The sequence below is a fragment of the Leucobacter iarius genome, from assembly GCF_039530105.1.
GTDB classification, from domain to species: Bacteria; Actinomycetota; Actinomycetes; order Actinomycetales; family Microbacteriaceae; genus Leucobacter; species Leucobacter iarius.
The window spans coordinates 721042-747762 of record NZ_BAAAOB010000001.1; the positions used below are offsets into that span (position 1 = coordinate 721042).

Consider the following 26721-nt stretch of genomic DNA (forward strand, 5'->3'; position numbering starts at 1 on the left):
GGGATCGTGCAGCCGATCACCCAGTCGCACCGGCTTCGCGGTGTGCGGTACGACGTCCGAGGCCCGATCCTGCAGGAGGCCGAGCGGCTCGAACGCGCCGGCCACCGGATCCTGAAGCTGAACATCGGCAACCCGGCGCCGTTCGGCTTCGACGCGCCGCCCGAGATCGTCGAGGCGATCCGGGCCGCGCTGCCGCACGCGCAGGGGTACAGCGCGTCGCAGGGGATCCCCGAGGCCCGCGAGGCCGTCGCCCGCCGCTACGTCGAGGAGGGGATCGCCGACGTCGGCCCCGACGACGTGTTCATCGGCAACGGCGTCAGCGAGATGATCTCGCTCGTGCTGCAGGCGCTCGTGAGCCCCGGCGACGAGATCCTGGTGCCCGCACCCGACTACCCGCTGTGGACCGCGCAGGTGACGCTGTCGGGCGGGGACGCCGTGCACTACCCGTGCGACGAGGCGAACGGCTGGGTGCCCGACCTCGCCCGCATCGAGGAGCTCATCACGCCGCGCACGCGGGGGATCGTGCTGATCAACCCCAACAATCCGACCGGAGCGGTCTACCCCGCGGAGCTCGTGCGGGGCTTCGCGGCGCTCGCCGAGCGGCACGGCCTCGTGCTCCTCGCCGACGAGATCTACGAGCGGATCCTCTACGACGGCGCGGTGCACGAGCACGCGGCGAAGCACGTGAGCGAGACGCTCTGCCTCACCTTCAGCGGGCTGTCGAAGGCGCAGCGCATCGCCGGGTTCCGCTCGGGCTGGGTGGTGGCCTCCGGCAACCGCGCGCGGGCGGCGGACTTCCTCGAGGGGCTGACACTGCTCGCGAACATGCGCATGTGCGCGAACGTGCCCGCGCAGTACGCGATCCCGGTCGCGCTCGCGCCCGAGTGGCGGGACTCGGGGATCGGCGAGCTCTGCGCGCCGGGCGGACGGCTGCGCGAGCAGCGCGATACGGCGCACCGTCTGCTGACCGCGATCCCCGGGGTGAGCTGCGCGCTGCCCGGGGGAGCGATGTACCTGTTCCCGAAGCTCGATCCCGAGGTCTACCCCATCGTCGACGACCAGGCGTTCGTGATCGATCTGCTCCGTGCGACGCGGGTGCTCGTGACCAACGGCCGCGGATTCAACCTCCCCACGCCCGACCACCTGCGGTTCGTGTCGCTGCCCGAGGTCGGCGTGCTCTCCGAGGCGATCGGGCGGATCGCGGAGTTCCTCGAGGGCGTGCGGAACGGGGTGCGGGCGTGAGCGTCCGCGTGCTCGCCGTCGGGAAGAAGCACGAGGGGTGGGTGGTCGACGGGATCTCCCGCTACGAGAAGCGGCTGCGCAAGCCCTTCGACACCTCGTGGCAGCTGCTGCCGCACTCGGCGCGCGACGGCGAGGCGGCCCGCGCCGAGGAATCGGATCGGATCCTCGGGAAGCTCGGCGCAGACGAGTTCGTGGTGCTGCTCGACGAGCGCGGGCGCAACCTGGATTCCCCGGAGCTGTCGCGCGCGCTGCGCGAGGCCTTCGACCGGTCGCGACCGGTCGCGCTCGTGATCGGTGGGGCGTTCGGCGTCGACGATCGGGTGCGCGACCGAGCCGACCTCGTGTGGAGCCTGTCGCGCCTGGTGTTCCCGCACCAGCTCGTCCGGCTGATCGTCGCCGAGCAGCTCTACCGGGCGCAGGAGATCGCCGGCGGCCGCCCGTACCACCACGTCTGATCCCCGGGGGCCGGGGGACGGATCGCGCCGCGGTCCGAATGTCAGTGGTCGCGCCTATCGTGTCGCCATGAATCCCTTCCGCATCTCCAGCCGCATCGTCCCCGCAGGCACCATCGCGTCCGGCGCGCCTCCCCCTGATCCGGTCAAGCTGCGCGCTCCGGTCGCCGTTCCGTGGCGCGTGGTCCACCGCTCCGAGGACGGCGTGGTGGAGGTCGAGCAGCGCGCCGACGGGCCGTTGCGCGCGGTGCGCTTCGCGCTCGCGGGATCCGGGCTGCTGGGGCTGTCGCTCCCGCGCACGGTGTACCCGGGCGAGCGGGTCCGTGCGGTGCTGCGCGGCGGATCCGCGGATCGCGCGGGGACCGCGCCCGACGCCATGCTGGTCCTGCGCTGGTTCCAGCCCGACGGGACGGAGCTGCTGTGGCCGATCGCGCTCTAGGCGTCCCACTCGTCGTGGGTCCAGTGCCTGGGCTCGCGGGGCAGCAGCGGGCGGGGCGCGGGCGCCTCCTGCTCATGGGTGCGCGTGGCGATGCTCCGGGTCAGCTCCGAGACCGTCGTGCCCAGCGCCGTCGCGACGCGCACGAGCGTGTCGAGGTTCGGGTTCGAGGTGCCGCGTTCCAGCCGGCCGAGGTTCGAGGGGTGCAGCCGGGCGAGCTCCGCCAGGCGGGTCTGGCTGATCCCGAGCCGTGCGCGCAGGGCCTTGATCCGGGTGCCGACGGCCAGGGACGGGGAATGCAGTGGGTGAAGATCCATGCCCCAACGCTCGGGGGTCCGGGCACTGCCGCGCACGGGGCGTTTTCGCCCTGTGGAAACCCGTCAGCGGGGCCCGGGTGCGACACGCCGAGGGAACCGTGGACAGAGAATTTCCCCAGGGCCACCCGCCCTGTGGATAACCCGCTCCCGGCGGCGGAAACGCGCCGAAAGTTGTCCCCAGGTCGGGCCTCCCGGCCGTGGATGACGCGTGGAAAACTACATTCGTGTAACTACAGCATGTTGTGTTTGCCGCTCGTGTGGGACACTAGATGTAGTGCCCCGAGCGGGGTGCGTCAGATTTTAGCGAAGGGCTCAAAATGGCTATCACGGTCTACACGAAGCCGTCGTGCGTGCAGTGCACCGCGACGTACCGGGCGCTCGACAGCAAGGGCATCGAGTACGAAGTCCTGGACCTCTCGCAGGACGAGGCGGCGCTCCAGGCTGTCAAGGAGCTCGGCTACCTGCAGGCGCCCGTCGTGGTGGCCGACGACGAGCACTGGTCGGGCTTCCGCCCCGACAAGATCTCGGAGCTCGCGAACCGCCTCGCCGACTAGCACCGCGGGGAGGAGAGCATGGCCGACCTGGTCTATTTCTCCAGCATTTCAGGAAACACGCACCGCTTCGTCGAGAAGCTCGATCGGCCGGCCCTGCGGATCCCGCTCTACTCGCGGGAGGAACCGCTGGTCGTCACCGATCCGTTCGTGCTCCTGCTCCCCACCTACGGCGGCGGTCCCGAGACCCGCGCCGTGCCGAAGCAGGTCATCCGGTTCCTCAACGACGAGCGCAACCGGACCCAGCTGCGCGGGGTGATCGCCGCGGGGAACACCAACTTCGGGGAGGCCTACGGCATTGCGGGCGACATCGTCGCCCGCAAGTGCCGAGTGCCGTTCCTCTATCGATTCGAACTCTTTGGAACACCGGACGACGTCACCGCCGTCCGAGAAGGATTGGACCAGTTTTGGAAGCAGCAGTGATGGAGCACGAGTCCTCGAAGGTCAGCGAGATGGATTACCACTCGCTGAACGCGATGCTGAACCTGTACGACGCCGACGGCAAGATCCAGTTCGACAAGGATCGTGAAGCCGCGCGCCAGTACTTCCTGCAGCACGTCAACCAGAACACGGTCTTCTTCCACAACTTCGAAGAGCGCGTCCGCTACCTCATCGACAACGACTACTACGAGAAGGACCTCTTCGAGCAGTACTCGATCCCGTTCGTCGAGCAGCTGACGAACGAGGCGTACGCCATGAAGTTCCGCTTCCCGACCTTCCTCGGGGCGTTCAAATTCTTCACCTCGTACGCGCTCAAGACCTTCGACGGCAAGCGCTACCTCGAGCGCTTCGAGGATCGCGTCGTCATGGTCGCGCTCGGGCTCGCCCAGGGCGACGAGGAGCTCGCACGCGGTCTGGTCCGTGAGATCGTCTCGGGCCGCTTCCAGCCGGCGACCCCCACCTTCCTCAACCTCGGCAAGGCCCAGCGCGGCGAGCTCGTCTCGTGCTTCCTGCTGCGCATCGAGGACAACATGGAGTCGATCTCGCGCGGCATCAACTCCTCGCTGCAGCTCTCGAAGCGCGGCGGCGGCGTGGCGCTCTCGCTCTCGAACATCCGCGAGGCCGGCGCTCCGATCAAGAAGATCGAGAACCAGTCCTCGGGCATCATCCCCGTCATGAAGCTGCTCGAAGACAGCTTCAGCTACGCCAACCAGCTCGGCGCACGCCAGGGCGCGGGCGCGGTGTACCTCAACGCGCACCACCCCGACATCATGAAGTTCCTCGACACCAAGCGCGAGAACGCCGACGAGAAGATCCGCATCAAGACGCTCTCGCTGGGCGTCGTCGTGCCCGACATCACCTTCGACCTCGCCAAGAAGGGCGAGGACATGTACCTCTTCTCGCCCTACGACGTCGAGCGCGTCTACGGCGTGCCCTTCGGCGACATCTCGGTCACCGAGAAGTACCGCGAGATGGTCGACGACCCGCGCATCAAGAAGACGAAGATCAACGCGCGCCAGTTCTTCCAGACCATCGCCGAGCTGCAGTTCGAGTCGGGCTACCCCTACATCGTCTTCGAAGACACGGTCAACAACGCGAACCCCATCAAGGGCCGCATCAACATGTCGAACCTGTGCTCCGAGATCCTCCAGGTGAACACGCCGACCACCTACAACGAGGACCTGTCCTACGACCAGATCGGCAAGGACATCTCGTGCAACCTCGGCTCGATGAACATCGCGCTGGCGATGGACGGCGGGGACCTCGCCGGGTCCGTCGAGCTCGCGATCCGCGCGCTCACCTCGGTGAGCGACCAGAGCCACATCACGTCGGTGCGCTCCATCGAGGACGGCAACGACCAGTCGCACGCCATCGGCCTCGGCCAGATGAACCTGCACGGATACCTCGCTCGCGAGCACGTCCACTACGGCTCCGAAGAGGGCATCGACTTCACGAACATCTACTTCTACACGGTGCTGTTCCACGCGCTGCGGGCCTCGAACCGCATCGCGATCGAGCGCGACTCCGTGTTCGGCGGGTTCGAGGACTCGAAGTACGCGTCGGGCGAGTTCTTCGATAAGTACACCGAGCAGGCGTGGGAGCCCGAGACCGAGCGGGTCCGCGAGCTGTTCGCGAACGCCGGCATCGAGATCCCGACCCAGGCCGACTGGCTCGAGCTCAAGGCGTCCGTTATGGAGCACGGCATCTACAACCAGAACCTGCAGGCCGTGCCGCCCACGGGCTCCATCTCGTACATCAACAACTCGACCTCGTCGATCCACCCGATCGCCTCGAAGATCGAGATCCGCAAGGAAGGCAAGCTGGGTCGCGTCTACTACCCGGCCCCGTTCATGACGAACGAGAACCTCGCCTACTACGAGGACGCTTACGAGATCGGCCCCGAGAAGATCATCGACACCTACGCCGCGGCGACGCAGCACGTCGACCAGGGCCTGTCGCTCACGCTGTTCTTCAAGGACACCGCGACCACCCGCGACATCAACAAGGCGCAGATCTACGCGTGGCGCAAGGGGATCAAGACGATCTACTACATCCGCCTGCGGCAGCTCGCGCTCGAGGGCACCGACATGTCCGAGTGCGTCAGCTGCATGCTCTGAGGCAGCACGCGCGCAGCGCGGCCCCGCGACGGCGGGCGGTCACCCCACGGTGACCGCCCGCCGTCGGCGTCTGTACGCCCGACCGCGTCGGGTGCGCAAACTGGTGCGCAAATTGGTTCACTGTTCAATCAACTTTGGCAGTACGCTCATTCTTCGCGCCCGCCGCACGATCCGTGCCGCGTTCCGGCGTCTGCACTGGGGGAGATATGAACGGGTCGACGAAGACGCTGATCACGTGCGCGCTGGTCGCGCTATTGGCCGGGGGCGGTGGCGCATTCGCTGCGACCGGGCTGATGCAGGCGAACACCGTGCGCGCGGGGGCCGCGCTGCAGGGGTGTCTCGATGCGAGCGAGGGCACCCTGGAACTGAGTTCCGCGGGCGGCGCCTGCGGAAGCGGGACCGTGCCCGTGGTCTGGCAAACGAGCGAGGCCGAGGCCGGCAAGGCCGGCGCGACGGGCGAGAAGGGCGACGCCGGCAAACCGGGGCCGACCGGCAAGCCGGGCGAAGCCGGGAAGGCCGGAGAATCCGGAACCCCGGGAGCGGCCGGAACCCCGGGCGTCGCAGGAACGCCCGGGGCGACCGGAGCCCCGGGAACGGCCGGAGCGCCGGGAGCGACGGGGGCGCCGGGCCGCACCGGAGCCACCGGCCAGACCGGTACGCCGGGAGCCGCGGGCAAGGACGGCGCGCCGGGCCAGGCCGGAGCTCCCGGCGCGAAGGGTGACAAGGGAGACCCCGGCGTCCAGGGTGTCCAGGGGGAGAAGGGCGATCCCGGCGTCGCCGGGGCCCCCGGTGCGAAGGGCGACAAGGGAGACCCCGGCCTGCAAGGGATCCAGGGCATTCAGGGTGCGAAGGGCGACACCGGCGATACGCCGTGGGCGACGGTCGGGGAGTGGTCGGCGACGGCCACCTACACCGCCGGCCCTCCGGCATCGCTCGTCGCCTACCAGGGCTCGACCTACGTCGCTGCCCGCTCCTCCGTCGCAGCCGCGCCCGCCGTCTCTCCCTCGGACTGGATCCTCGTCGCCGCCGCGGGTGCGAAGGGCGACAAGGGCGACAAGGGCGATACCGGTGAGCAGGGGCTGCAGGGTGTCCAGGGAATCCAGGGCGTGCAGGGTGTGGTCGGCCTCACCGGCGCCATCGGTGCGACCGGTGTCGCCGGTCAGGACGGTGCGACACCGTGGACCTTCCGCGGGGCGTTCGATCCGGCCGTGACCTACACGGGCACGACTCCCGCGAGCGTCGTGACCTATCAGGGAGCCACCTACATCGCGACCAAGCCGGGCGCGTTCTCCGCGCTGCTGCCGACCGACACGAGCGCGTGGGCCGTGCTCGCGGCGGCCGGATCGACCGGAGCCCCGGGGGCGACCGGTCCCACCGGCCCGCAGGGCATGCCGGGGCTTCAGGGTCCCGCGGGCAACAACGAGCTCTCGGCGCTCTTCGGCAATCGGGACACCGGGTTCGCGGCCGGGCACAGCGGTGAGGAGTGCACGATGGGGCAGATCATCCTGAGCGCAGCCTCGGTCAGCAACGGGATTCCGCTCGAGGGGCAGGTCATGAGCCTCGTGCAGAATCAGGCGCTGTACGCCCTGATCGGAACCCGCTTCGGAGGGAACGGGCAGACGTACTTCCAGCTGCCGGACATGCGGAAGGTCGCGCCGAACAACATGGCGTACTACATGTGCACGGCGGGGCTGTTCCCGAGCCGCGATTGAATCGCCGCGACACAGGATATTGCGGTCGATCCTGCCCTCCGCCACAAGATGTAGGTATTTCGTCGCTGTGTCGCGCCCCCGCCCGGTGTCGCGAACCGCTACTATTTGATGGAGCCAGTCGGTGATCCGCGAGCCTCGTTCGAGGCTCGCGGATCACCGCGGCGCAGGGTCGTCCCCGTCCTCAGGAACGCGCGTGTGCGCGCGTGCACCGGGCGACCCGAGGTGCGAATCGATAGTGAGCAAAGGGAGCCGATGAACTTCAAGCTGGGGCACGCCGTTCGGGCGATCAACTGGAACCGGATCGAGGACGAGAAGGACCTCGAGGTCTGGAACCGCCTGGTCAACAACTTCTGGCTGCCCGAGAAGGTGCCGCTGTCGAACGACGTGCAGTCGTGGGCGACGCTCACGCCGCAGGAGCAGCTGCTCACCATGCGCGTGTTCACCGGTCTCACGCTGCTCGACACGATCCAGGGCACGGTCGGTGCGGTGTCGCTGATCCCCGACGCGATCACCCCGCACGAGGAGGCCGTCTACACGAACATCGCGTTCATGGAGTCGGTGCACGCCAAGAGCTACTCGTCGATCTTCTCGACGCTGTGCTCCACGCAGGAGATCGACGACGCGTTCCGCTGGTCGGTCGAGAACCCGAACCTGCAGAAGAAGGCGTCGATCATCGTCGACTACTACGAGGGCGACGACCCGCTGAAGCGCAAGATCGCTTCGACGCTGCTCGAGTCGTTCCTGTTCTACTCGGGCTTCTACCTGCCCATGTACTGGTCGAGCCACGCCAAGCTCACCAACACGGCCGACCTCATCCGCCTCATCATCCGCGACGAGGCCGTGCACGGCTACTACATCGGGTACAAGTTCCAGAAGGCGCTCGAGAACGCGAGCGAGGAGCGCCGCCAGGAGCTCAAGGATTACACCTTCTCGCTCATGTACGAACTGTACGAGAACGAGGTCAAGTACACCGCCGACCTCTACGATCCGGTGGGTCTCACCGAGGACGTCAAGAAGTTCCTGCACTACAACGCGAACAAGGCGCTCATGAACCTCGGCTACGAGCCGATGTTCCCGAAGGAGATGACCGACGTGAACCCGGCGATCCTGTCGGCGCTGTCGCCGAACGCCGACGAGAACCACGACTTCTTCTCGGGCTCGGGCTCCTCGTACGTCATCGGCAAGGCCGTCGCCACCGAGGACGAGGACTGGGACTTCTGATCCCGAACGGGTGGCGGTCGAACGGGAGTACGAGGGACCGGTATGTCTAAGTCTGTGTTTCGGGGCGGGAGCCACGATGCGGGTTTTGGCATGCCTGTCGGGCACGTTCGTAAAAACTTCGAGGAGAGGCTCTCGCGTTTGCGCGAAGGCCTCTCCTCGCTTTCAAGACCCACCGCTAGGAGAGATACTCCGTGTGGGAGGAAGGGGCGACAGCATGAAAAGTCACCCTCCCCTGGGCCCTGATGGGCTCTACAAGACGGGGCAGCGCGTCCCCGTCGCCGGTACGTGGTCGGACCAGTATGGAGTGGTAACCCACCACCATCTGGGTGCTACGTTCCCTCCGTGCATCGACCGCAAAGGCGAATGCGCGTACCGCGAATTGGTCCAGGAAGATATGGGTGTGGCTGCCTAATTCCTGATTCCAGCAGCAAGGCCTCCGTCCCAAGGGCGGAGGTCTTTCTGTATCGTGAGGCTCCGACGATGCCGGAGGGACGTTCCCGAAGTCTACGCCGGATTCCGCTGGATGAGCAAACGTGATGGATCGCCTGTCAGTGAACTGAGGCATGGACGCACTCGTGAAAAGGTTCGATTCTGCTGACCTGATTCGTGCTCGCACTGGAACTTCCGCGGGGCCTGGCTGAGATGATGGGCTCTGCTACCTATTGGAAGTGGCGACCCCGCCGCTCGTCACCCGCACCCGCGAGGATCCGCTCGCGCGCCCGATCCACCGGCGGTCGTGCGTGACAGTCACGACCGCGCCCGGGGAGGCTTCGAGCGCGTCCTCGAGCTGCTCGACGAGTTCGGGGGCGAGGTGGTTCGTCGGCTCATCGAGCAGGATCAGCTCGCTCGGGGTCGCCAGCATGATCGCGAGGTCGAGGCGGCGGCGCTGCCCCACCGAGAGCTCGCGCACCGCGCGGTCGAACTCCGCCTCGGACAGCAGCCCGAACGCGCCGAGCCGCGCGGCGGCATCCTCCCGATGCAGCCCGACCGCCCGGGCGAAGCACTCGACGACCGGCAGCGACGGAGCCGGGGCGACGTCCTGCCGGAGCCATGCGACGCGGAGCCCCTCGGCTCGCGCGAGCGTGCCCGCATCCGGTGCGAGATCCCCGGCAAGCACGCGCAGCAGCGTCGTCTTCCCGGCGCCGTTCGGGCCGGTCACGAGCCAGCGGTCGCCCCTGCGGATCGTCCAGTCGTCCACCCGCAGGGCGGCGCCGGTGGTGCACCGGATCCCGTTCAGCACCAGTAGCGCCTGCTCGGTGAGGCGGGTGTCGCCCGTCGGATCCTCTGCGCGCTCCTCCGCGGTCCGCGCGAAGCCCGGATCGAAGCGCAGCGGCTCGGGCGGCGGCGCGACGGGTTCGGCGCGCAGTCGGGCGACGCGCTCCTTGGCCATGCGGATCCGACCCATCGCGCCGTGGTCGCGGCTCCGCGCCCGGAAGGCCCCGTGGCCGAAGCCGTCGAGCTCGAGCTTGCGCGGGATCGCCGCGAGGCGTGAGGCGTTCGCGGCGACGAGCGCCTCGCTGCGGGCGAGCTCCGATCGCCACTCCTCGTGCCGCTCGGCCTGGCGGCGACGCTCGGTGGCGCGCGCTGCGAGGTACCCGGCGTACCCGTTGCCGGAGCGGCTCAGGCCACCGCTACGGACCTGGATGATGTCCTCGGCGAAGCGATCCAGGAACGTCCGGTCGTGGGTCGCGACCACCATCGCACCGCGGTGCGCGGCGAGCCGGCCTTCGAGCCAGGCGAGCGCCTGGTTGTCGAGGTCGTTCGTGGGCTCGTCGAGCAGCAGCAGCTCGGCCCGCGAGGCGAGCGCCGCCGCGAGGGCGAGGCGCGCGCGTTCGCCGCCCGAGAGCGACGCGACCGGCCTGCCGCGGTCGAGTCGCCCGAGGCCGAGCTGCTGGAGCCCGGCGTCGACCCGCAGATCGACGTCGTGGCCATCGCGGGCCTCGAAGCGATCGATCAGTTCGCCGAGCCGGTCGAGCAGCGCCAACTGCGCGTCCGGGCCGACCACCGCGAGGCGATCCGACACGTGTTGGATCTCGGCCTCGACCGCCCGCAGATCGGCGAGCAGCAGATCGATCGCCTGCGCGACCGTGGACCCGGCGGGGAAGCGGGGATCCTGCGCGGCGTGCGCGAGACCGCCGGGGAGGACGACTCGGGCCTCGCCGGCGACCGGGCGGACAGCGCCCGAGAGCAGCCTGAGCAGGGTGGACTTGCCGGCGCCGTTGTCGCCGACCAGGGCGATCCTGGCGGTCGGGCCGACGACGAGATCGACCCGGTCGAGCACGACCCGATCCGCGAAGCGGACCGTCGCGGATCGGAGCTCGCAGACCCGGTGGCTGCGCGCGGCTTGCGGTCGGGCCGCGGAGCGGACCGGGGACGGGGAATGAACAGGAGACGGGGACGGGAACATGGGGGACTCCTCTGCGCGCGACGGAAGAGTCGCGCGGGGAAGCGCATCGCAGATGCGGGATCGGATCCGGACCTCGGGCGCCGGGGAACGGCGCGCGCTCAGGACCCGCTGCGGAGCAGGGCTCGACGCAGCGTCCAGATCTAGCGAATCAGAGTGCCCACGTCCGGGACTCTAACAGGATGAGTCGCGGAGGGGAACCCCGCGCTGTGCCGCCGGCCGTCTGGCCGGTGCTCACTACGATGGATCGGGGCCGCGCGCTGCTCGGCGGCCGACCACCCGACGTGAGGACCCGCAGTGCCGATGGAGCCCCTGACCGATTCCGCCGCCGAAGTACTGGCGCTCGTCGAGACGATGTACGCGGGGTATCTGCGCCGCGACACGTCCGCGATCGATGCGCTGCTGTCGCCCGAGCTGACCATGTTCGACTCGTCGGAGGATGCGCTCGTGCACGGCATGGACGAGCTGCAGGCGCTGCGCGCCCGACGCGGATCCGGTTCGGGTGCGCCGGCCGATTCGGCCGTTCCCGCCGCTCCGGCCGCGAACCCGGTCACCGAGACGGCGCTCGTCGTCGAGTCGATCGAGGCCCGCCCGGTCGGGGGCACGATCGTCGCGACGTGGTGGCTGCGCGTCGACGCGGAGGACGCGAACGGTCGCCCGGTCTCGCCCGAGCGCTCGCGCAACACGGCGGTGCTCACCCGAGGCGCGGACGGCGCGCTCACCATCGCGCACATCCACGAGGATGTGCGCGAGCCGCTCGGCTCCGTCGCGGGGTGACCGGACGGATCCGCCGACGAAAGGCTATGCGGATCGCAATACCACTCGGTAGGCTCACCTCGTAATGAGATAGATGAGTCAAAGGAGCCTCATGTCCGTCGAAATTACCGAACGCGTTCTGAATCTGGCGTCGAAGCTGAAGCAGCAGAAGGGCGCGATCGAGACCGAGGAAGCGACGAAGAACGCTTTCGTCATGCCGTTCCTCTCGATGGTGCTCGGATATGACGTCTTCAACCCGAACGAGGTGGTCCCCGAGTTCACCGCGGACGTCGGGACGAAGCGGGGCGAGAAGGTCGACTACGCGATCACTCGGGACGGGGAAGTCCAGATCCTCGTGGAGTGCAAGACGGTCGGTGCACCGCTTTCCCTGAAGCATGCGTCCCAGCTGTTCCGCTACTTCGCAGTGACGAACGCGAGGATCGCGGTACTCACCAATGGAGACGAGTACCGGTTCTACACCGATCTCGACGCGCCGAACAAGATGGACGAGAAGCCGTTTCTCGTCGTCAAAGTCTCTGATTTCGACGAAGCCCTTTCGTCGGAGCTCAAGAAGCTCACCCGAGAGGATTTCGACCTCGAATCGATTCTGAGTTCTGCGGAGGAACTCAAATATGTCGGGGAGTTGAAGCGGGCGCTGGCCGCGCAGTTCCTCGCACCCGACGCGGACTGGGTGCGCATGCTGACGGCCAAGGTGTACAGCGGATCGATCACGCAGAAGGTACGCGACCAGTTCACCGGACTCGTGGTCAAGGCCTCGAACCAATTCTTGAACGACCGGGTCAACGACCGCCTTCGTGCCGCCCTGCGGGGAGCCTCGGAGCTGTCGGTGGCGGACGAGGAATCGCAGGAGCTGGTTGCAGCCAACCCCCGCGAAGATGCGGGTGCCGAAGCCGACGGGAAAGCCCGGGACGGGATCGAGACCACGCTCGAAGAGGTCGAGGGGTTCCAGATCCTGCGTGCGATCGCGTGCAGTGAGGTACCGCCGACCAGGATCGCCCACCGCGATAACAAGTCCTATTTCGGCGTGCTGCTCGACGACAACAACCGGAAGCCGATCGCTCGCCTGTGGTTCAACAGCGGGCAGAAGTACCTGGGCCTGTTCGATCGGGAGAAGAACGAGACGCGGCACCCGATCGCCTCGCTGGAGGAGATCTATCTGCACGCGGACCACATTCGGGAGACGGTCCACTATTACGACTGACGTCGTGCGCGAGCCGCTCGGCGCGGCAGAATAGACGGATGCCCAATCTGCAGTTCCCCGAGGTGCCCGAACCCCTGTACGTGATGTCGCAGGAGGGCTATCGCATCGCGACCTATGTGTGGGGCGACGATGAGGCGCCGACCGTGATCGCGGTGCACGGTTTCGCGTCGAGCTGCAAGGACACCTGGGTCGACACCGGCTGGGTGGGGAGCCTGCTGCAGGCCGGGTTCCGGGTGCTCGGCGTCGACCAGCGCGGGCACGGCCGCAGCGAGAAGCCGACCGATCCGCGCGACTACACGATGCCGCTGCTCGTCAGCGACATCGAGACGGTGCTCGACACCTACATGGTCGACCCGGTGCTGTACCTCGGGTACTCGCTCGGCGCGCGGGTGGGGTGGCACGTCTGCGCCGACCTCGAGCATCGCATCGAACGGGCCGTGCTCGGCGGGATCCCCGACGGTCGCCCGCTCGGCCGTCTGGACCTCGACCAGGCCCGCGCCTACATCGCGTTCGGCACCCCGGTCACCGACCAGGCGACGCAGAACTATGTGCGGCTCGCGGAGCGGGTGCCCGAGAACAGCCTCCCGGCGCTCGTCGCCCTCGCCGGCGGCATGCGCTTCGGCGAGGAGGAGCTCGACCTCGGCAACGCCCCGATCCAGCCCGTGCTCGTCGCGACGGGCACCCTCGACGCGATCTTCGAGGACTCGAAGCAGCTCGCCGCGCGGCTGCCGAACGGCACCTTCGCCGAGATCGACAAGCGCCACCACTTCAACGCTCCCGGAGCGCGCCAGTTCCGCGAGCTCGGCATCGAGTTCCTGCGGCGCGGCCTCGACGACTGATCGTCGGCCGCGGCGGGAGTAGTCTCGGTTCAGAATCGGACGCGAAACGGGAGACACCATGATCATCGCCGGACTCGTGCTCGCCGCCATCGCGGCGCTGCTGCACGTCTACATCTTCGCGCTCGAATCGGTGCTCTGGACGAAGCCGGCAGCGCTGAAGACCTTCGGCACGACGCCCGAGGAGGCCGAGGCGACGAAGGAGCTCGCCTTCAACCAGGGCTTCTACAACCTGTTCCTCGCGATCGTCACGGCGCTCGGCATCATCCTGGTCGCGCCCGCGGGCGCGGTCGGCCACGCGCTGGTGTTCGCCGGCGTCGGATCGATGCTCGCCGCAGCGCTCGTGCTGTTCGTGTCGTCGCCCGGCAAGCGCGCTGCCGCGATCAAGCAGGGCACGATCCCGCTGCTCGCGGTCGTCGTCCTCGCGATCGGGCTCCTCGCGGGCTGATCCCGGGGGTCCGGGCCCCCGGGCCCCCGGGCCCTCCGAGCCCCCGGGGTCCGGCATCGAGAGGACCCGATTCCACCGGGTGGGACTCCCCGGAGGTGGAATCCGGTCCTCTCGATGCGCCGGTTGCGCACGATGCGTACGGGGCGCGCGGCGCGCGCCGCACCTACGCCAGAGGGTGCTCCCGCAGCCAGCCCAGCACCTGCTGCGCGTGCTCGTTCGGCGGGAACACGGGATAGAAGACGTGCTCGATGCGTCCATCGCGCACGATGAGCGTGAGCCGCGAGTAGAGGCGCGGGTGCGGCGGCGCCGCGAACGTCGGCAGATCGAGCGCCTCGCCGAGGTCGAACTCGGGATCGGAGAGCATGGGGAACGGCAGGCGCAGCCGCTCGGCGGCCTCCCGCTGGTAGCCGGGATCCTGACTCGACAGCCCGAACACCCGCGCCGCTCCCGCCTCGACGAGCTCGGCGTGATGGTCGCGGAAGTCGCACGCCTCGGTCGAGCAGCCGCGCGCGCCGGGGATCTCGTCCCAGCCGTCGGGCAGCGCGACGCCGGGGCGACCGGTCATCGGGTACAGGTAGATCACCGTGCGGCCGGGGCCGAGATCCTGCAGCGCGACCGTCTCGCACGAGCTTGTGTGGAGGGCGAGCGGCGGCAGGGCCGCGCCCAGGAGGTGCGCCGCGGCACCGTCGTCCTCGGGCACGGGCAGCCCCTCGGGGAGGCTGGTGAAATCGGTGAGCGGGTCGGTCATCGTCGACATCCTTCGCTGCGGGCGGGGAACGGGCGGATCAGGTGGATCGGGCCGATCAGGTGGATCGGAGCGGTCAGCGGGTGCCGGTGGCGAGCAGCCTGCGCAGCGCGGTCGCCGAGAGGATCAGCGAGATTCCGATGAACAGGGTGAAGATGCCGGCGATGACGGCGACGAACTTCAGCGCGAAATCGGGCCAGACGAGCGTGACGACTCCGGCGAGGATCGCGAGGATGGCCGGCATGAGCACGAGCCCGCTGCGGCCGCCGGCCCGGATCGCGAGGATCAGCCAGAACGCGCCGACGAACAGCACCGAGACGCCGACGAATGTGACGAGGGCCGTCACCGTGAAGTCGGAGAAGACCATCGCGAGCACGCCGCCCGCGACGAGCACGATCCCCGCCGCGACGGCGCCGCCCGAAGGGCGCCGCACGAGGATCGCGAGGCCGTTCGCGATGAGCGCCGAGCCGAGCACGACCACAAGGAACCAGCTGGCCGCGATGAACGGCCAGAACAGCAGGCCGACGCCGGCCGCGGTCACGAGAATGCCCACGACGAGCAGGATCCACCAGGGGAATCGACGCGTCTCGACGCGCGGTCCCGTGCTCTCCGGTACCACTTCCCAGGTCATAGCGGGCCTCCCTGCTCGTTCTGCTGCCGAGCCTAGCGGCGGAGCCTGAGCCGCGGCCCGCAGTTCGCGGGCCGCGGAACGGTCGGGATCAGTCCTCCCCGCGCAGCTCGGTCGCGTGCCACCGCACCGAGGTGACCTCGGCGATCGGGACGACGTCGGCGATGGCCTCCTCGAGGAAGCCGTCGTTGCGCTCCAGCGCGGTCATGCGCGCGGTGAGCTCCACCTGCCTGTCGCTCAGGTCGCTGGCCTCGAGCGAGTGCACGGTGAATTCGGGCCGCTGCAGCGCCCGCACCACCGCGGAGCGTACCGACACCTCGGCCGCGGCGACCGAGCGCACGACGAACACGTATTCCGTCGCGACCGATTCGAGGGCGCGCTCGCCGCGGCGGTCGAGCAGGCGGCCGAGCGGGCGCAGCAGCGTGTTCGAGAGCATGATCGCGGCGGTGCCGCCGACGGCGACGAGCAGGAGCCCGCCGCCGGCGAGGGCGCCCACCGCGGCCGACGCCCAGAGCGTGGCTGCGGTGTTCAGCCCCGACACGGAGGCGCCCTGCTTCATGATCACGCCGGCACCGAGGAAGCCGATGCCGGAGACGATCTGGGCGGCCACCCGCGTGGGGTCGGCCCCGGCCCCGTCGAAGCTGAACGCCCCCATGATCACGAAGAGCGCGGCCCCGAGGCTGACGAGCGCGTTGGTGCGCACGCCCGCGGTGCGGGATCGGAGCTGGCGTTCCAGCCCGATCGCCGCACCGAGGCCGAGGCCCACCGAGATCCGCAGTGCGAGATCGACGGGATCCATGCGCGGCTCCGCTCAGATCCAGACACCGAAGCGGCGCACGAAGCGGCGCTTCGCGAACTCCACCACGAGGCAGTAGGCGACGAGGGTGCCGACGAGCCAGGGGAAGTAGGTCCAGGGCAGTGGCACGAGCCCGAACGTCGCCCCGAACCCGGTGAAGGGCAGCACGAGCCCGAACACGCAGACGGCGAACGTCGCGATGAGCAGCGCGGTGCCGGGGCGCGAGCCGGGAGCACCGCCGGTGCGTCGTCCGAAGAGTCCGGCGAACGGCAGCCGCTGGGTGCGCAGCAGGTGCACGATCAGGGTCTGCGAGATGATCGACTCGATGAACCAGCCGGACTGGAACAGCGCGGCGTGCGCGGGGCTGTTCGCCGCGAAGACGAACCACATGAGCGCGTAGGTCGTGAGGTCGAAGATCGACGACAGCGGTCCGATCCGCACCATGAACTTGGCGAGGCTGTCGGCCTCCCACACGCGGGGCTTGCGCACCTGCTCGCGGTCGACGCGATCCCACGCGAGCGTGAGCATCGACAGGTCGTAGGCGAGGTTCTGGATCAGCGCGACGATCGGGATCATCGGCAGGAACGGCAGCATCGCGCTCGCGACGAGCACCGAGAACACGTTGCCGAAGTTCGACGATGCGGTCATCTTGAGGTACTTCATCGTGTTCACGAAGGTGCGGCGGCCCTCGATCACCCCGTCCTCGAGCACCGTGAGGTCCTTCTCGAGCAGGATGATGTCGGCCGACTCCTTCGCGATGTCCACGGCCGTATCGACCGAGATGCCGACGTCGGCGGTGCGCAGCGCCGGGGCGTCGTTGATTCCGTCGCCCAGGTAGCCGACCGTGTGGCCGTGCTCGCGCATGGCCTCGATGATGCGCGCCTTCTGCGCCGGGTTCGCCTTCGCGAACACGTGGGTGCGCTCGGCCAGCTCGCCGAGCTCCTCGAGCGTGAGGTCCTCGGTCTCCTCGCCGAGCACGACGTGCGTCGCGTCGATGCCGACCTCGCGGCACACGGTCGCGGCGACCAGCGGGTTGTCGCCCGTGATCACCTTGACGTCGATGCCGTGCGCGGCGAGGCTGCGCAGCGCGGGCTTCGCCGAGCTCTTCGGCGGATCGAGGAACGTGAGGAGCCCCACGAGCGTCATCTCGCGCTCGTCCGTCACGGCGTACTCGAAGATGTCGCCCTGCGCCTCGGTGACGGGCACCTCGCGGATCGCGACGCCGAGCACGCGCATGCCGAGCGCGTTCTGCTCGGCGACGAGCGCGTCGATCTCGGCGCGCCGCTCATCGCTCAGCGGGCGCCGCTCGCCCTGCACGAGCTCCCACTCGGCGATCCGCAGGATCTCCTCGACCGCACCCTTCGTGACCACGGTGTGCTGGTCCCGGTCGGCCACGACCACCGACATGCGTCGGCGGGCGAAGTCGAACGGCATCTCGTCGATCAGCTGGAACCGGCCGACCGAGCGGTCGAGGTCGTCGCCGGCGGCGCGCAGGATCGCCTCGTCGAGCAGATTGCGCAGGCCCGTCTGGAAGTGCGCGTTCACCGTCGCCCAGCCGAGCGTGCGGTCGCTCGAGCGCCCGGCGGTGTCGAGGTGCCGCTCGAGCACGATCCGATCCTCGGTGAGCGTGCCCGTCTTGTCGGTCGCGAGTACGTCCATCGCGCCGAGATCCTGGATCGCGGGGAGCCGCTTCACGATGACGCGGTGCTTCGCCATGAGCTGCGCGCCCTTCGCGAGGTTGGCGGTGACGACGAGCGGCAGCATCTCGGGGGTGAGGCCCACCGCCGTGACGACAGCGAACAGGAACGCGCTGCCCCAGTCCTTCGTGAGCCCGTTGATGATGAACACGGCGGGCACCACGACCGCCATGAAGCGGATCAGGGTCCAGGTGACCTTCGAGATGCCGCGGTCGAACGCGGTCTGCGGACGCGCGCCCTGGATCGAGGCCGCGAGGCCGCCGAACGCGGTGCGGTCGCCGGTCTGCAGCACGAGCGCGGTGCCGGATCCCGACACGACCGAGGTGCCCATGAAGCCGAGGTTCTCGGCCTGCAGGGGATCGCTCGGATCAGGAGCCGCCTCCGCGCGCTTCTCGACGGGCAGCGCTTCGCCCGTGAGCATCGCCTGGTTCACCTGCAGGTCCTTCGTGCGGATCAGCCGCACGTCGGCGGGCAGCATGTCGCCGGCCGCGAGCTCGACGATGTCGCCGGGCACGATCTGCTCGATGGGGCGCTCGCCCGTGACGGGAACACCGCCCACGAGCCGGGTGACGGCGGCCGTGGTGCTGACGAGCGCGGCGAGCTTGTCGGCGGAGCGGCCCGAGCGGTACTCCTGCCAGAAGCGCAGGCCCGAGCTGACGAGCACCATGATGCCGATCGTCACCACGCCCGTGAAGTCGGGTCCCTCCGTCGGGTCGGCGAGCACGACGTCGGTGACGAACATGATCGAGGCGAGCCCGATGAGGATCAGGATGAAGGGGTTGGTGAGGGTCTTGAGGTACTGCAGGATCGGCGGCAGGCGCCGCGAGTGCCGCACCTCGTTCGGGCCGAAGCGGTCGAGCCGCTCGGCGACCTCGTCGGGCGTGAGCCCGTGGCGGTCGGCGTCGACGAGCCGCAGCGCGGCCTTCGGCGTCGCGGTCATGGCCTGCGCGAGCAGGCGGGTGTCGACCTGGGCGTCGGCGGCGCGGCCGCGACGCGCGGTGCGGCGGGGCTTCCCGGGCCGGGCCGGGGCCGCGGGGCGCACGTCGGTGCGGGTGGTGCCGGCCTCCTGGCCGGGGCTGATGATGGGGGTCTGATCCGTCGGAGTCGGATCGATGCGGAAGGTCATGATGTGCGGTCCTTTGCACGCGGACGCGGCTCATCGCGGGCACGCCGAAGCACGGCATGCCCGGGGGCAGCGTCGGAACGAGAGGGGAACGAGGTCGTCTCGCTCGATCCGCACGGCGGGGGCCGGACTCGGGAGGAGTTCCGGCGCCGGAGGGGAACCGCGCCTAGGCCTGTGCGGCGGGGCGGGATCCGGGGAGGCGCTCGGAGGCGGCGCCGTGCGGGTCGGCAGATCGACTATGGCCGTCGCTCACGGGTCACCTCCTCGGTTCGGCAGCGCTCGACAGATCGAGCGGGCCGGAACCGATGGTTCCGAGCAAACACCCCCACGTCAGAGCTTTGGCACTGCGTGACGTATCCGAAGAGTTCGGAATCCGCTTGGGGCCGACCCTTAAGCCGGGAAGGCCTGTCCTCAGCCTGGGCGTCTCTCGACGTCGTGGGATGAGCGGACTGTGTTCACGCAGGAGCCTCGCCGAACGAAGCGCTACGCCGACAGAGTAGCCCCGAGCGCACGAGGGGCGCAACCCGGCGTCGCTCACGACGTCCGGATCGCGCCCCTCGGACCGCGCCTTCGGCGACTCCTACGCCGCGTGCTCCCGCTCCCAGAGCGGCTGCGGCCGCGATTCGAGCAGCTGCACCGTGTAGGGATCCTGCGGGGCGCCGAGGATACGGGCCGTGCGGCCTTGCTCGACGGCGACGCCGCGCTGCATCACGAGGGCGTGCTCGCAGATGCGCGACACGACCGCGAGGTCGTGCGAGACGAACACGATCGTGAGACCGAACTGGTCGCGCACCTCCTCGACCAGGGTCAGCACCTGCGCCTGCACCGACACGTCGAGCGCGCTCGTCGCCTCGTCGAGCACGAGCATCGAGGGCTCCGCTGCGAGCGCCTTCGCGAGCGCGACGCGCTGCCGCTGTCCGCCGGAGAGCCCCTTGGGGCGGGAGGCGAGGTGCTCGGGGAGGATCCCGACGCGGCCGAGCAGTTCGGTCGCCGTGCGTTCGGCGTCGGCGCGGTTCTGTCCGCGGTGCAGGCGGATCACATCGGAGACGGCGCGGCCGACCGCGATGCGGGGGTCGAGCGACAGGTAGGGATCCTGGAACACCATCTGCGTGGTTGCGGCGAAGCGGCGGCGCTCGGCGGCGTTGAGCGGCCGCTTCGGGCGGGCGACGCCGTCGATGGTGAGCTCGCCCTCGGTGGCTTCTTCGAGGCCGACGAGGATCCGGGCCAGCGTCGATTTGCCCGAACCGGACTCGCCGACGATGCCGAGGGATCCGCCGCGCTCGAGCGAGAAGCTCACTCCGTCGAGAGCGACGACGTCGTCGCGGCCGGGGATCCGGTAGCGCTTGACGATGCCGTCGGCGACGATCTCGGGGACGGGGCCGCCGGGACCCGGGATGCCCGGGGCGTCCGAGGAAGCCGAGGATCCCGCCCCGCCCGCTGCGCCGACCGCGTCGCCGAAGCGGTCGAGGTCGATGCGGGGCGTGGCCGCGAGCAGCTCGCGCGTGTAGGTCTCGCGCGGCTCCCGGAACACGTCGGCGGTCGATCCCTCCTCGACCACGAGCCCGCCGCGCAGCACCACGACGCGCTCGCAGAGCGAGGCCGCGAGGCCGAGGTCGTGCGTGATGAACAGCATGCCCATGCCGCGAGCCTGCTGCTGCTCGCGCAGCAGTTCGACGATGCCGGCCTGCGTGGTCACGTCGAGGGCCGTGGTGGGTTCGTCGCAGAGCAGCAGCTCGGGTTCGTCGAGCAGCGCGGCGGCGATCATGACGCGCTGCAGCATGCCGCCGGAGAGCTGGTGCGGGTACTGGTCGAGCAGCGCGGCCGCCCGGGGGAGCCCGACCTGCTCCAGCTGGGCGACCGCTCGCGCGGCGGCGTCGGCCTTCGAGAGGCCGTGCCAGCGTACGAGGGTCTCGGTGAGGAAGTCGCCGACGGTGCGCACGGGGTTGATGCCGGAGCGGGGATCCTGGAAGATCATCGACGCCTTGACGCGTCGGATCCGACGGAGCGCCGCCGCATCGGCCGTGACGGTGTCGACGCCGTCGACCCGCACCGAACCGGTGAGGCTCGCGCGTTCGGGGAACAGGCCGAGCGCGGCCCGGGTGGTGAGCGATTTGCCCGATCCGGACTCGCCCACGAGGGCGACGGCCTCGCCGGCGCCGACGGAGAGCGAGACGCCGTGCAGCAGCGGCCCGCGGCCGGGGACGCGCAGGGTCAGATCGTCGATCTGCAGCAGTTCGGTCATGAGAAGTTGCCTCCGATGCGGTCGGACAGTTCTTCGCCGATCACGTTGATCGCGACGACCACGAGCACCACGACGAGCGCCGGGACGAACGTGGGCAGCAGGTCGCCGCTCATGAGCGCGCCGCGGCTCTCGTTGATCATGGAGCCCCAGTCGGCGGTGGGCGCCTGCACGCCGAGGCCGATGAACGACAGCGCGGCGAGATCGGCGAGCACGTAGCCGAAGTTGAGGGTGGACTGGGCGCCGACGGTCGGCACCACGTTGGGCAGCACGCGCGTGAACGCGATCCAGCTGCTGCGGAACCCGAGCACCCGGTAGGCCTGCACGTAGGGGCGGGCGCGCTCGGCGACGATGAGGCCGCGGGCGAGCCGGGCGACGTAGGGCACGTAGGCGATGGTCATGGCGAGCACCGGCGCGAACAGGCCCTTGCCGAACAGTGCGACCGCGAGGATCGCGAGCAGCATCGCGGGGAACGAGAACAGGAAGTCGAACACGCGCGACAGCACGGCGTCGATCCAGCCGCCGCGCCACGCGGCGACGAGGCCGAGCACGAGACCGAGCACGGTCGAGCCGACGACCACGATGAGCGGTCCGATCAGCGAGGTGCGCGCGCCGAACAGCAGGCGCGTGAGCAGGTCGCGTCCGAGGGAGTCGGTGCCGAACCAGTGCGCCGCCGACGGGCCGGCGAGCACGTTCTGCAGATCGACGTGGTCGGGATCGTAGGGCGCGATCAGCGGGGCGAGCGCGGCCGCGACGACCACGAGCGCGACGAAGCCGAGCGAGACCTGGCCGACGGGGGTCAGCAGGCGGCGGCGCTTCAGTTTGACGGGCACCGTGAGCGCCCGCGTTCCGGTGAGAGGTGCGGTGCTCATCGGGTCTCCGTTCCCGCGGCGATGCGCGGATCGATCAGCGGCTGGAGGAGGTCGACGATCGTGTTCACCGTCACGAAGGCGATGACGACGATCATGACGATGGCCTGCACGACGGGGAAGTCGAGGCGGTCGACCGACTGCACGAGCAGTGATCCGATGCCCGAGAGGCCGAAGGTCTGCTCGACGATCGAGCTCGACACGAGGAGGCCGGCGACGAGCACGCCGCTGACCAGCAGGATCGGGCTGATCGCGTTGCGCAGCACGTGCCGCAGCACCACCGAGGGCTTCGTGAGGCCCCGGCTCGTCGCCACCTCGACGTGCTCGCGCACGAACTGCTCGTTCATCGAGGAGCGGGTGACGCGGGCGATGAGCGCGACGAACGCGAGACCCAGCGCGAGCGCGGGGAGCACGAGGTGCCCGAAGCGGTCGATGCCGGGATCCCCGCTGCCGAACGACGGGAACCAGCCCAACTGCACCGCGAACAGCGCGATCAGCAGGATCGCGATCACGAACGACGGGATCGCGCCCAGCGCGGTCGACGAGATGAGGATCGCGCGGTCGGTGAAGCGGCCGCGGCGCAGGCTCGCGATGATGCCCGCCGCGAGACCGAACACGGTGATGAACACGGCCGCGAGCGCGACGAGTTGCAGCGTGACCGGCAGGCGGTCGAGCAGCACGTTCGAGACGGCGTCCCGGTACTGCAGGGAGCGGCCGAAGTCGCCGTGCAGCACGCCGCCGATCCAGTTCAGGTACTGCTCGACGGGCGACTTGTCGAGGCCGTACTGCTTCGTCACCTCAGCGATGGCCTCCTTGCTCGGGCTGCGGCCGCGGAGCAGGAAGCGGGCGGGGTCGCCCGGTACGACGAAGCGGGAGAAGAAGACGACGAGCGAGGCGGCGAAGAGCGTGGCCGCGAGGCCGACGACGCGGCCTGCGATGAACTTCGCCGTGCGGGCGGCGGTGCCGGATCCGCGTTGCCCGCTCGACGTCTCACGGAGCCGGACGGCGCGGGTCGCCGTCTCGGAGGTCTGCGATTGCGGCATCAGTCCGCCTTTCCGATCTTCGCCGCCCACGGCGCGTACATGTAGGAGATCGACGGGTCGACGCCCGTGACCTTCTTGCCGAGCCACAGGCCCGTGGGGATCTCGAACAGCGGGATCCACGGCAGTTGCTCGGAGGCGAGCCGCTGCACCTGCGCCGAGATCTTCGAGCGCTCCCCGGCGTCGTCGGTGACGAGGGCCCGGTTGGTGAGCGCATCGAAGGCCGGATCCGACCAGTGCCCGTAGTTCGAGAACTCGCCGGTGCGGAGCACCGCGTACATCTCGAGCGGGTCGGTGCTCGAGAGGTACCACTGGGTGGTGAACAGGTCGACGCCCTTGATCGCGTTCGGGTCGGAGAACAGCAGCGTGTAGGCGTTCGGGGTGCGGGTCTCGATGCGGATGTCGAGGCCGATCTCCTTGCCCGCCGAGGCGACGGCCTGCGAGATCACGTCGAAGGAGGAATCGATCGGAGCGGTCACGTAGGTGATCTTCTTGCCCTCGGCGCCGGCTTCCTTGACGAGGCGCTTCGCCTCGGCCAGGTCGTACTGGAGCTTCGGCAGATCGTCGAACGCCTGCGTGATCGTCTCGGGGCTCGCGTCGGTCCAGACCGACTTCGTGGTCAGCGCGTCGGTGGGCTTCGCGTAGCCCTGCACCGCGGCCTTGATGAGCGCCTGCCGGTCGAGCGCAAGCGCAAGCGCCTTGCGCACCCGCAGGTCGCCGAGCGGGCCCTGCATGTCGCCGACGATGAGGCTCTGCACGGTCGTGTTGACGCCGAAGTACATCTTCCCGGTGTCGCTCGCCCGCATCAGGTCGATGGCGTTCGTCGGCACCTGCCAGGAGCCGTCGATCTCACCCGTGCGCAGCGCGTTCACGCGCGCATTGGGATCGTTGAGGATCACGAACTGGAACTGCTTCGCCTTCGCCCGGTACTCCGGATCCCAGTAGTCGGCGAAGCGCTCCATCGTGATGGATTCGCCCGAGCGCCACTCCTTGAACGCGAAGGGGCCCGTGCAGTCGACGCCCGTGGAGGCGTTGCCGTAGTCGCGTCCGGCCGCCTTCGCGGCCTTCTCCGAGAACACCACGCCGGGCGCGGCGGACATCAGCTTGTTGAACGAGGGATCGGGGATCTTCGTGTGCACCGTGACCTGATCGGTGCTCGTCTGGCTGATCGAGTCCACGTTCTTGTAGGTGTCGAACCAAAAGGATCCGACCTCGGGGTCGAGGTGGTGCTTGAGCGAGAACACGACGTCGCTCGGCTGCATGGTGCTGCCGTCGTGGAACTTCACGCCCTGCCGGATCGTGTAGACCCACGTCTGCGGGTCCGGGTGGTCGACCTTCGTCGCGAGCCCGGGCGAGACCGAGAGGTCGGAGTTCCAGCGCAGCAGCGATTCGCACATGTTCGCGAGCACCGTGTTGTCGGAGTAGTCGAAGGCGTAGGCCGGATCGAGCGAGAACGGCTCGGTCGCGAGCGCCCACGTGACCGAGTCGATGTCGCCCTTCGGCGCCGGGGTGTGCGCGGTGAGTTCGTAGCTGCCGGCCTGATCGCCGACCGCGCTCTGCCCGCATCCCGTGAGCGCGGCGAGCGCGACCGCCGCGACGCCGGCCCCGGCGATCGCGCGGCTCAGCCGCCGCCTCACGCGACCGCCCCGTCCGCTGCGCGGCGGAAGCGGCGCGTGCCGTCGATCCAGGTCTCGTCGATCCGCGCCGCGTGCAGCCCGGCCTCGGGCAGCTCGAACAGGTTGCGGTCGAGGATCGCGAAGTCGGCGTACTTGCCGGGCTCGAGCGTTCCGGTCGCGTGGTCGAGGTGGTTCACCCGTGCAGTGCCCTGCGTGTAGGCGTCGAGGGCCTGCTTCAGGGTGAGCTTCTGCGAGTCGGGGCCGAGCTGCGGCAGCTCGGATCCGGGAGAACGTCGGTTCACCGCGATGTGGATCGCCGCGATCGGGTCGGGCGTCGACACCGACCAGTCGCTGCCGGCGGCGAGCTGCGCGCCGGCAGCGGCCAGCTCGCCGAAGGGGTAGTGGTCGCGCTCCGCGTCGTCGCGCAAGAACGGCAGGGTGAGCTCGTCGAGCTGATCCTCATGGCAGGCCCAGAGCGCCTGCAGGTTGGCGGTCGCGCCGAGCTCGGCGAAGCGGGGCAGGTCGGCCTGCCGCACGAGCTGCAGGTGCGCGAGGTGGTGGCGGTTGTCGGTCTCGCCGTTCGCCGAGCGGGCCGCCTCGAGCGCGTCCAGCGCGTCGGTCACGGCGCGGTCGCCGAGCGCGTGGAAGTGGACCTGCACGCCGTTCGCGTCGAGCTCGGTGACGAACTCGGCCATCTCGGCCGGGTCGAAGAACGAGATGCCGCGGTTGCTCGTGGCGTGGCCGTGCGGGTCCTTGTACGCGTCGTGCATCGCGGCGGTGTGGTTCTCGGCGACGCCGTCGACCATGACCTTGACGCTCGCGATCGAGAAGCGGTCGGGGTCCGCCTCCGCCGCGACCTCGTCGCGTCGCGCGAGCACGTCGGCGAGCTGGCCCTCGCCGTTGGCGCGGTCCCACCACTGGGCGCCGCGGACGCGGACCACCAGGGTGCCCTCGCGAACCGCACGGCGATAGATCGGCAGGGTGTCGAGGCTGCCCATGAAGACTCCGACCGCGGCGTCCTGCCACGCGGTGATGCCGTTCGAGAGCAGGTGGTCCTGCGCTGCGAGGAGACCCGCGTAGGCGGCGTCCTCGGTCGGCCGAGGACGCACGTGATCGAAGAGGTTCATCGCGCCCTCGTGGACGGTGCCGGCGGGGGTGCCGTCCGGGCGGCGCTCGAGGCGGCCGTCGGCGGGATCCTCGGTCGCTGCGTCGACACCGGCGAGCTCGAACGCGCGGGAGTTGACCCAGGCGCCGTGGTGATCGCGGTTCTCGAGCAGCGCGGGCCGGTCGGGCACCGCGGAGTCGAGCAGCTCGCGGGTGGGGGTGCCGCCGGGGAACATGTCCATCGACCAGCCGGCGCCGAGGATCCACTCGAGCTCGGGGTGGGCCTCGGCGTAGGCGCGGATCGTCTCGACGGTCTGCTCGGCCGTGTCGCAGCCGCTGAGGTCGCAGCTGAGCAGTTCAACGCCGGCGCTGACGGGATGCACGTGGGCGTCCTGGAAGCCGGGGACGACGAGGCGGCCGTCCAGGTCGATGCGCTCGTCGGCGTGCGGGGCGAGTCGGGCGACCTCATCGGGGTCGGTCGCGAGGATCCGGCCGCCCGCGATCGCGATGCCGCCGCGCTGCGGCGCGGCATCGGTGCCGGTGTAGACCCAGCCGTTCTCGAGCACGAGTTCGGCGTGCGGGGAGCCCGGTCCGTTCTGCGGCTGGTCGGTGCTGGCTGCGGTTTCGGGCATGGCGTCCTCCGGGCTGATCGTCGTCGATTCAGCAGCACCATACGCAGGTGTCACCGGTCGTGTCAATGCCATTGACA

23 protein-coding genes and 1 riboswitch are annotated in these 26721 nt (G+C 69.5%); of the genes, 12 read left to right on the top strand and 11 right to left on the bottom strand.

Going from position 1 to position 26721, the window contains the following annotated elements:
• Positions 1–6: 6 nt before the first annotated feature.
• The 3 genes from ABD169_RS03160 (at position 7) to ABD169_RS03170 (ending at position 2133) form a co-directional block, all read left to right on the top strand.
• Positions 7–1242 (top strand): pyridoxal phosphate-dependent aminotransferase, encoded by a 1236-nt coding sequence (locus ABD169_RS03160; RefSeq protein WP_344029192.1) that lies wholly within the window; start codon positions 7–9, stop codon positions 1240–1242.
• On the top strand, positions 1239–1697 hold the full coding sequence (locus ABD169_RS03165) for a 23S rRNA (pseudouridine(1915)-N(3))-methyltransferase RlmH (RefSeq protein WP_344029195.1): 459 nt from the start codon (positions 1239–1241) through the stop codon (positions 1695–1697). The genes ABD169_RS03160 and ABD169_RS03165 overlap by 4 nt, the downstream gene beginning before the upstream one ends.
• Positions 1698–1764: 67 nt before the next feature.
• Positions 1765–2133, top strand: a complete 369-nt coding sequence (locus ABD169_RS03170) for a hypothetical protein (RefSeq protein WP_344029197.1) — start codon at positions 1765–1767, stop codon at positions 2131–2133.
• On the opposite strand, the gene ABD169_RS03175 is transcribed toward ABD169_RS03170, so the two are convergent.
• Positions 2130–2447 (bottom strand): helix-turn-helix domain-containing protein, encoded by a 318-nt coding sequence (locus ABD169_RS03175; RefSeq protein ID WP_344029199.1) that lies wholly within the window; start codon positions 2445–2447, stop codon positions 2130–2132. The two genes, ABD169_RS03170 and ABD169_RS03175, sit on opposite strands and share 4 nt — an antisense overlap.
• A 317-nt stretch (positions 2448–2764) precedes the next feature.
• On the opposite strand from ABD169_RS03175, the gene nrdH reads away from it, so the two are divergent.
• The 5 genes from nrdH to nrdF all read left to right on the top strand — a co-directional run bounded on the left by nrdH (position 2765) and on the right by nrdF (position 8489).
• Entirely contained in the window at positions 2765–3001 is a 237-nt protein-coding gene (gene nrdH, locus ABD169_RS03180) for a glutaredoxin-like protein NrdH (protein ID WP_046454693.1), read from the top strand.
• A gap of 18 nt (positions 3002–3019) precedes the next feature.
• The gene (nrdI, locus tag ABD169_RS03185; protein ID WP_046454694.1) at positions 3020–3421 is read left to right on the top strand and encodes a class Ib ribonucleoside-diphosphate reductase assembly flavoprotein NrdI; all 402 of its coding nucleotides are present in this window, start codon (positions 3020–3022) and stop codon (positions 3419–3421) included.
• Complete coding sequence (gene nrdE / locus ABD169_RS03190) at positions 3421–5556, top strand: class 1b ribonucleoside-diphosphate reductase subunit alpha (RefSeq protein WP_046454695.1); 2136 nt, start codon at positions 3421–3423, stop codon at positions 5554–5556. Before nrdI ends, nrdE begins: the two co-directional genes overlap by 1 nt.
• 206 nt (positions 5557–5762) lie before the next feature.
• Entirely contained in the window at positions 5763–7268 is a 1506-nt protein-coding gene (locus ABD169_RS03195; RefSeq protein WP_344029203.1) for a tail fiber protein, read from the top strand.
• Between the two features lie 252 nt (positions 7269–7520).
• Entirely contained in the window at positions 7521–8489 is a 969-nt protein-coding gene (nrdF, locus tag ABD169_RS03200; RefSeq protein ID WP_344029206.1) for a class 1b ribonucleoside-diphosphate reductase subunit beta, read from the top strand.
• A gap of 655 nt (positions 8490–9144) precedes the next feature.
• Here nrdF and ABD169_RS03205 read toward each other — a convergent pair.
• On the bottom strand, positions 9145–10770 hold the full coding sequence (locus tag ABD169_RS03205; RefSeq protein ID WP_344029209.1) for an ABC-F family ATP-binding cassette domain-containing protein: 1626 nt from the start codon (positions 10768–10770) through the stop codon (positions 9145–9147).
• Between the two features lie 426 nt (positions 10771–11196).
• On the opposite strand from ABD169_RS03205, the gene ABD169_RS03210 reads away from it, so the two are divergent.
• From ABD169_RS03210 to ABD169_RS03225, 4 genes are all read left to right on the top strand, one after another.
• Positions 11197–11670: a YybH family protein gene (locus tag ABD169_RS03210; RefSeq protein WP_344031622.1), complete on the top strand. Its 474-nt coding sequence runs from the start codon at positions 11197–11199 to the stop codon at positions 11668–11670.
• A 91-nt stretch (positions 11671–11761) separates the two neighbouring features.
• Entirely contained in the window at positions 11762–12871 is a 1110-nt protein-coding gene (locus tag ABD169_RS03215; RefSeq protein ID WP_344029212.1) for a type I restriction endonuclease, read from the top strand.
• Positions 12872–12909: 38 nt separating this feature from the next.
• On the top strand, positions 12910–13710 hold the full coding sequence (locus tag ABD169_RS03220; protein ID WP_344029215.1) for an alpha/beta fold hydrolase: 801 nt from the start codon (positions 12910–12912) through the stop codon (positions 13708–13710).
• A gap of 58 nt (positions 13711–13768) precedes the next feature.
• Positions 13769–14155, top strand: a complete 387-nt coding sequence (locus ABD169_RS03225) for a DUF1304 domain-containing protein (protein ID WP_344029218.1) — start codon at positions 13769–13771, stop codon at positions 14153–14155.
• 163 nt (positions 14156–14318) lie between these two features.
• Here ABD169_RS03225 and ABD169_RS03230 read toward each other — a convergent pair whose 3' ends face one another.
• From ABD169_RS03230 to ABD169_RS03270, 9 genes are all read right to left on the bottom strand, one after another.
• Positions 14319–14903: a peroxiredoxin gene (locus ABD169_RS03230; RefSeq protein ID WP_344029222.1), complete on the bottom strand. Its 585-nt coding sequence runs from the start codon at positions 14901–14903 to the stop codon at positions 14319–14321.
• A gap of 73 nt (positions 14904–14976) precedes the next feature.
• Complete coding sequence (locus ABD169_RS03235; protein ID WP_344029224.1) at positions 14977–15531, bottom strand: HdeD family acid-resistance protein; 555 nt, start codon at positions 15529–15531, stop codon at positions 14977–14979.
• An 88-nt stretch (positions 15532–15619) separates the two neighbouring features.
• A complete protein-coding gene (locus ABD169_RS03240; protein ID WP_344029227.1) occupies positions 15620–16327 on the bottom strand; it encodes an MgtC/SapB family protein in 708 nt (235 codons plus the stop codon).
• A 12-nt stretch (positions 16328–16339) separates the two neighbouring features.
• A complete protein-coding gene (mgtA, locus tag ABD169_RS03245) occupies positions 16340–19147 on the bottom strand; it encodes a magnesium-translocating P-type ATPase (protein WP_344029230.1) in 2808 nt (935 codons plus the stop codon).
• A 313-nt stretch (positions 19148–19460) separates the two neighbouring features.
• Positions 19461–19631, bottom strand: a riboswitch (M-box (ykoK) riboswitch).
• A gap of 93 nt (positions 19632–19724) precedes the next feature.
• The gene (locus ABD169_RS03250; protein ID WP_344029233.1) at positions 19725–21386 is read right to left on the bottom strand and encodes an ABC transporter ATP-binding protein; all 1662 of its coding nucleotides are present in this window, start codon (positions 21384–21386) and stop codon (positions 19725–19727) included.
• On the bottom strand, positions 21383–22255 hold the full coding sequence (locus tag ABD169_RS03255; RefSeq protein ID WP_046454487.1) for an ABC transporter permease: 873 nt from the start codon (positions 22253–22255) through the stop codon (positions 21383–21385). The genes ABD169_RS03250 and ABD169_RS03255 overlap by 4 nt, the downstream gene beginning before the upstream one ends.
• Complete coding sequence (locus ABD169_RS03260) at positions 22252–23295, bottom strand: ABC transporter permease (RefSeq protein ID WP_344029237.1); 1044 nt, start codon at positions 23293–23295, stop codon at positions 22252–22254. Before ABD169_RS03260 ends, ABD169_RS03255 begins: the two co-directional genes overlap by 4 nt.
• Positions 23295–24929, bottom strand: coding sequence for an ABC transporter substrate-binding protein (locus ABD169_RS03265; protein WP_344029240.1), 1635 nt, complete (start codon positions 24927–24929; stop codon positions 23295–23297). Before ABD169_RS03265 ends, ABD169_RS03260 begins: the two co-directional genes overlap by 1 nt.
• Complete coding sequence (locus tag ABD169_RS03270; RefSeq protein ID WP_344029243.1) at positions 24926–26644, bottom strand: amidohydrolase; 1719 nt, start codon at positions 26642–26644, stop codon at positions 24926–24928. Before ABD169_RS03270 ends, ABD169_RS03265 begins: the two co-directional genes overlap by 4 nt.
• Positions 26645–26721: the final 77 nt, after the last annotated feature.

Excerpts from the sequence above, each read along its gene's own strand:
- ABD169_RS03225 (WP_344029218.1), top strand. The coding sequence starts at position 13,769 with ATGATCATCGCCGGACTCGTGCTCGCCGCCATCGCGGCGCTGCTGCAC.
- ABD169_RS03175 (WP_344029199.1), bottom strand. The coding sequence starts at position 2,447 with ATGGATCTTCACCCACTGCATTCCCCGTCCCTGGCCGTCGGCACCCGG.
- ABD169_RS03210 (WP_344031622.1), top strand. The coding sequence starts at position 11,197 with ATGGAGCCCCTGACCGATTCCGCCGCCGAAGTACTGGCGCTCGTCGAG.
- nrdF (WP_344029206.1), top strand. The coding sequence starts at position 7,521 with ATGAACTTCAAGCTGGGGCACGCCGTTCGGGCGATCAACTGGAACCGG.
- nrdI (WP_046454694.1), top strand. The coding sequence starts at position 3,020 with ATGGCCGACCTGGTCTATTTCTCCAGCATTTCAGGAAACACGCACCGC.
- nrdE (WP_046454695.1), top strand. The coding sequence starts at position 3,421 with ATGGAGCACGAGTCCTCGAAGGTCAGCGAGATGGATTACCACTCGCTG.
- ABD169_RS03215 (WP_344029212.1), top strand. The coding sequence starts at position 11,762 with ATGTCCGTCGAAATTACCGAACGCGTTCTGAATCTGGCGTCGAAGCTG.
- ABD169_RS03235 (WP_344029224.1), bottom strand. The coding sequence starts at position 15,531 with ATGACCTGGGAAGTGGTACCGGAGAGCACGGGACCGCGCGTCGAGACG.
- ABD169_RS03270 (WP_344029243.1), bottom strand. The coding sequence starts at position 26,644 with ATGCCCGAAACCGCAGCCAGCACCGACCAGCCGCAGAACGGACCGGGC.
- ABD169_RS03255 (WP_046454487.1), bottom strand. The coding sequence starts at position 22,255 with ATGAGCACCGCACCTCTCACCGGAACGCGGGCGCTCACGGTGCCCGTC.
- ABD169_RS03220 (WP_344029215.1), top strand. The coding sequence starts at position 12,910 with ATGCCCAATCTGCAGTTCCCCGAGGTGCCCGAACCCCTGTACGTGATG.
- nrdH (WP_046454693.1), top strand. The coding sequence starts at position 2,765 with ATGGCTATCACGGTCTACACGAAGCCGTCGTGCGTGCAGTGCACCGCG.
- ABD169_RS03230 (WP_344029222.1), bottom strand. The coding sequence starts at position 14,903 with ATGACCGACCCGCTCACCGATTTCACCAGCCTCCCCGAGGGGCTGCCC.
- ABD169_RS03195 (WP_344029203.1), top strand. The coding sequence starts at position 5,763 with ATGAACGGGTCGACGAAGACGCTGATCACGTGCGCGCTGGTCGCGCTA.
- ABD169_RS03250 (WP_344029233.1), bottom strand. The coding sequence starts at position 21,386 with ATGACCGAACTGCTGCAGATCGACGATCTGACCCTGCGCGTCCCCGGC.
- ABD169_RS03170 (WP_344029197.1), top strand. The coding sequence starts at position 1,765 with ATGAATCCCTTCCGCATCTCCAGCCGCATCGTCCCCGCAGGCACCATC.
- ABD169_RS03260 (WP_344029237.1), bottom strand. The coding sequence starts at position 23,295 with ATGCCGCAATCGCAGACCTCCGAGACGGCGACCCGCGCCGTCCGGCTC.
- ABD169_RS03240 (WP_344029227.1), bottom strand. The coding sequence starts at position 16,327 with ATGGATCCCGTCGATCTCGCACTGCGGATCTCGGTGGGCCTCGGCCTC.
- mgtA (WP_344029230.1), bottom strand. The coding sequence starts at position 19,147 with ATGACCTTCCGCATCGATCCGACTCCGACGGATCAGACCCCCATCATC.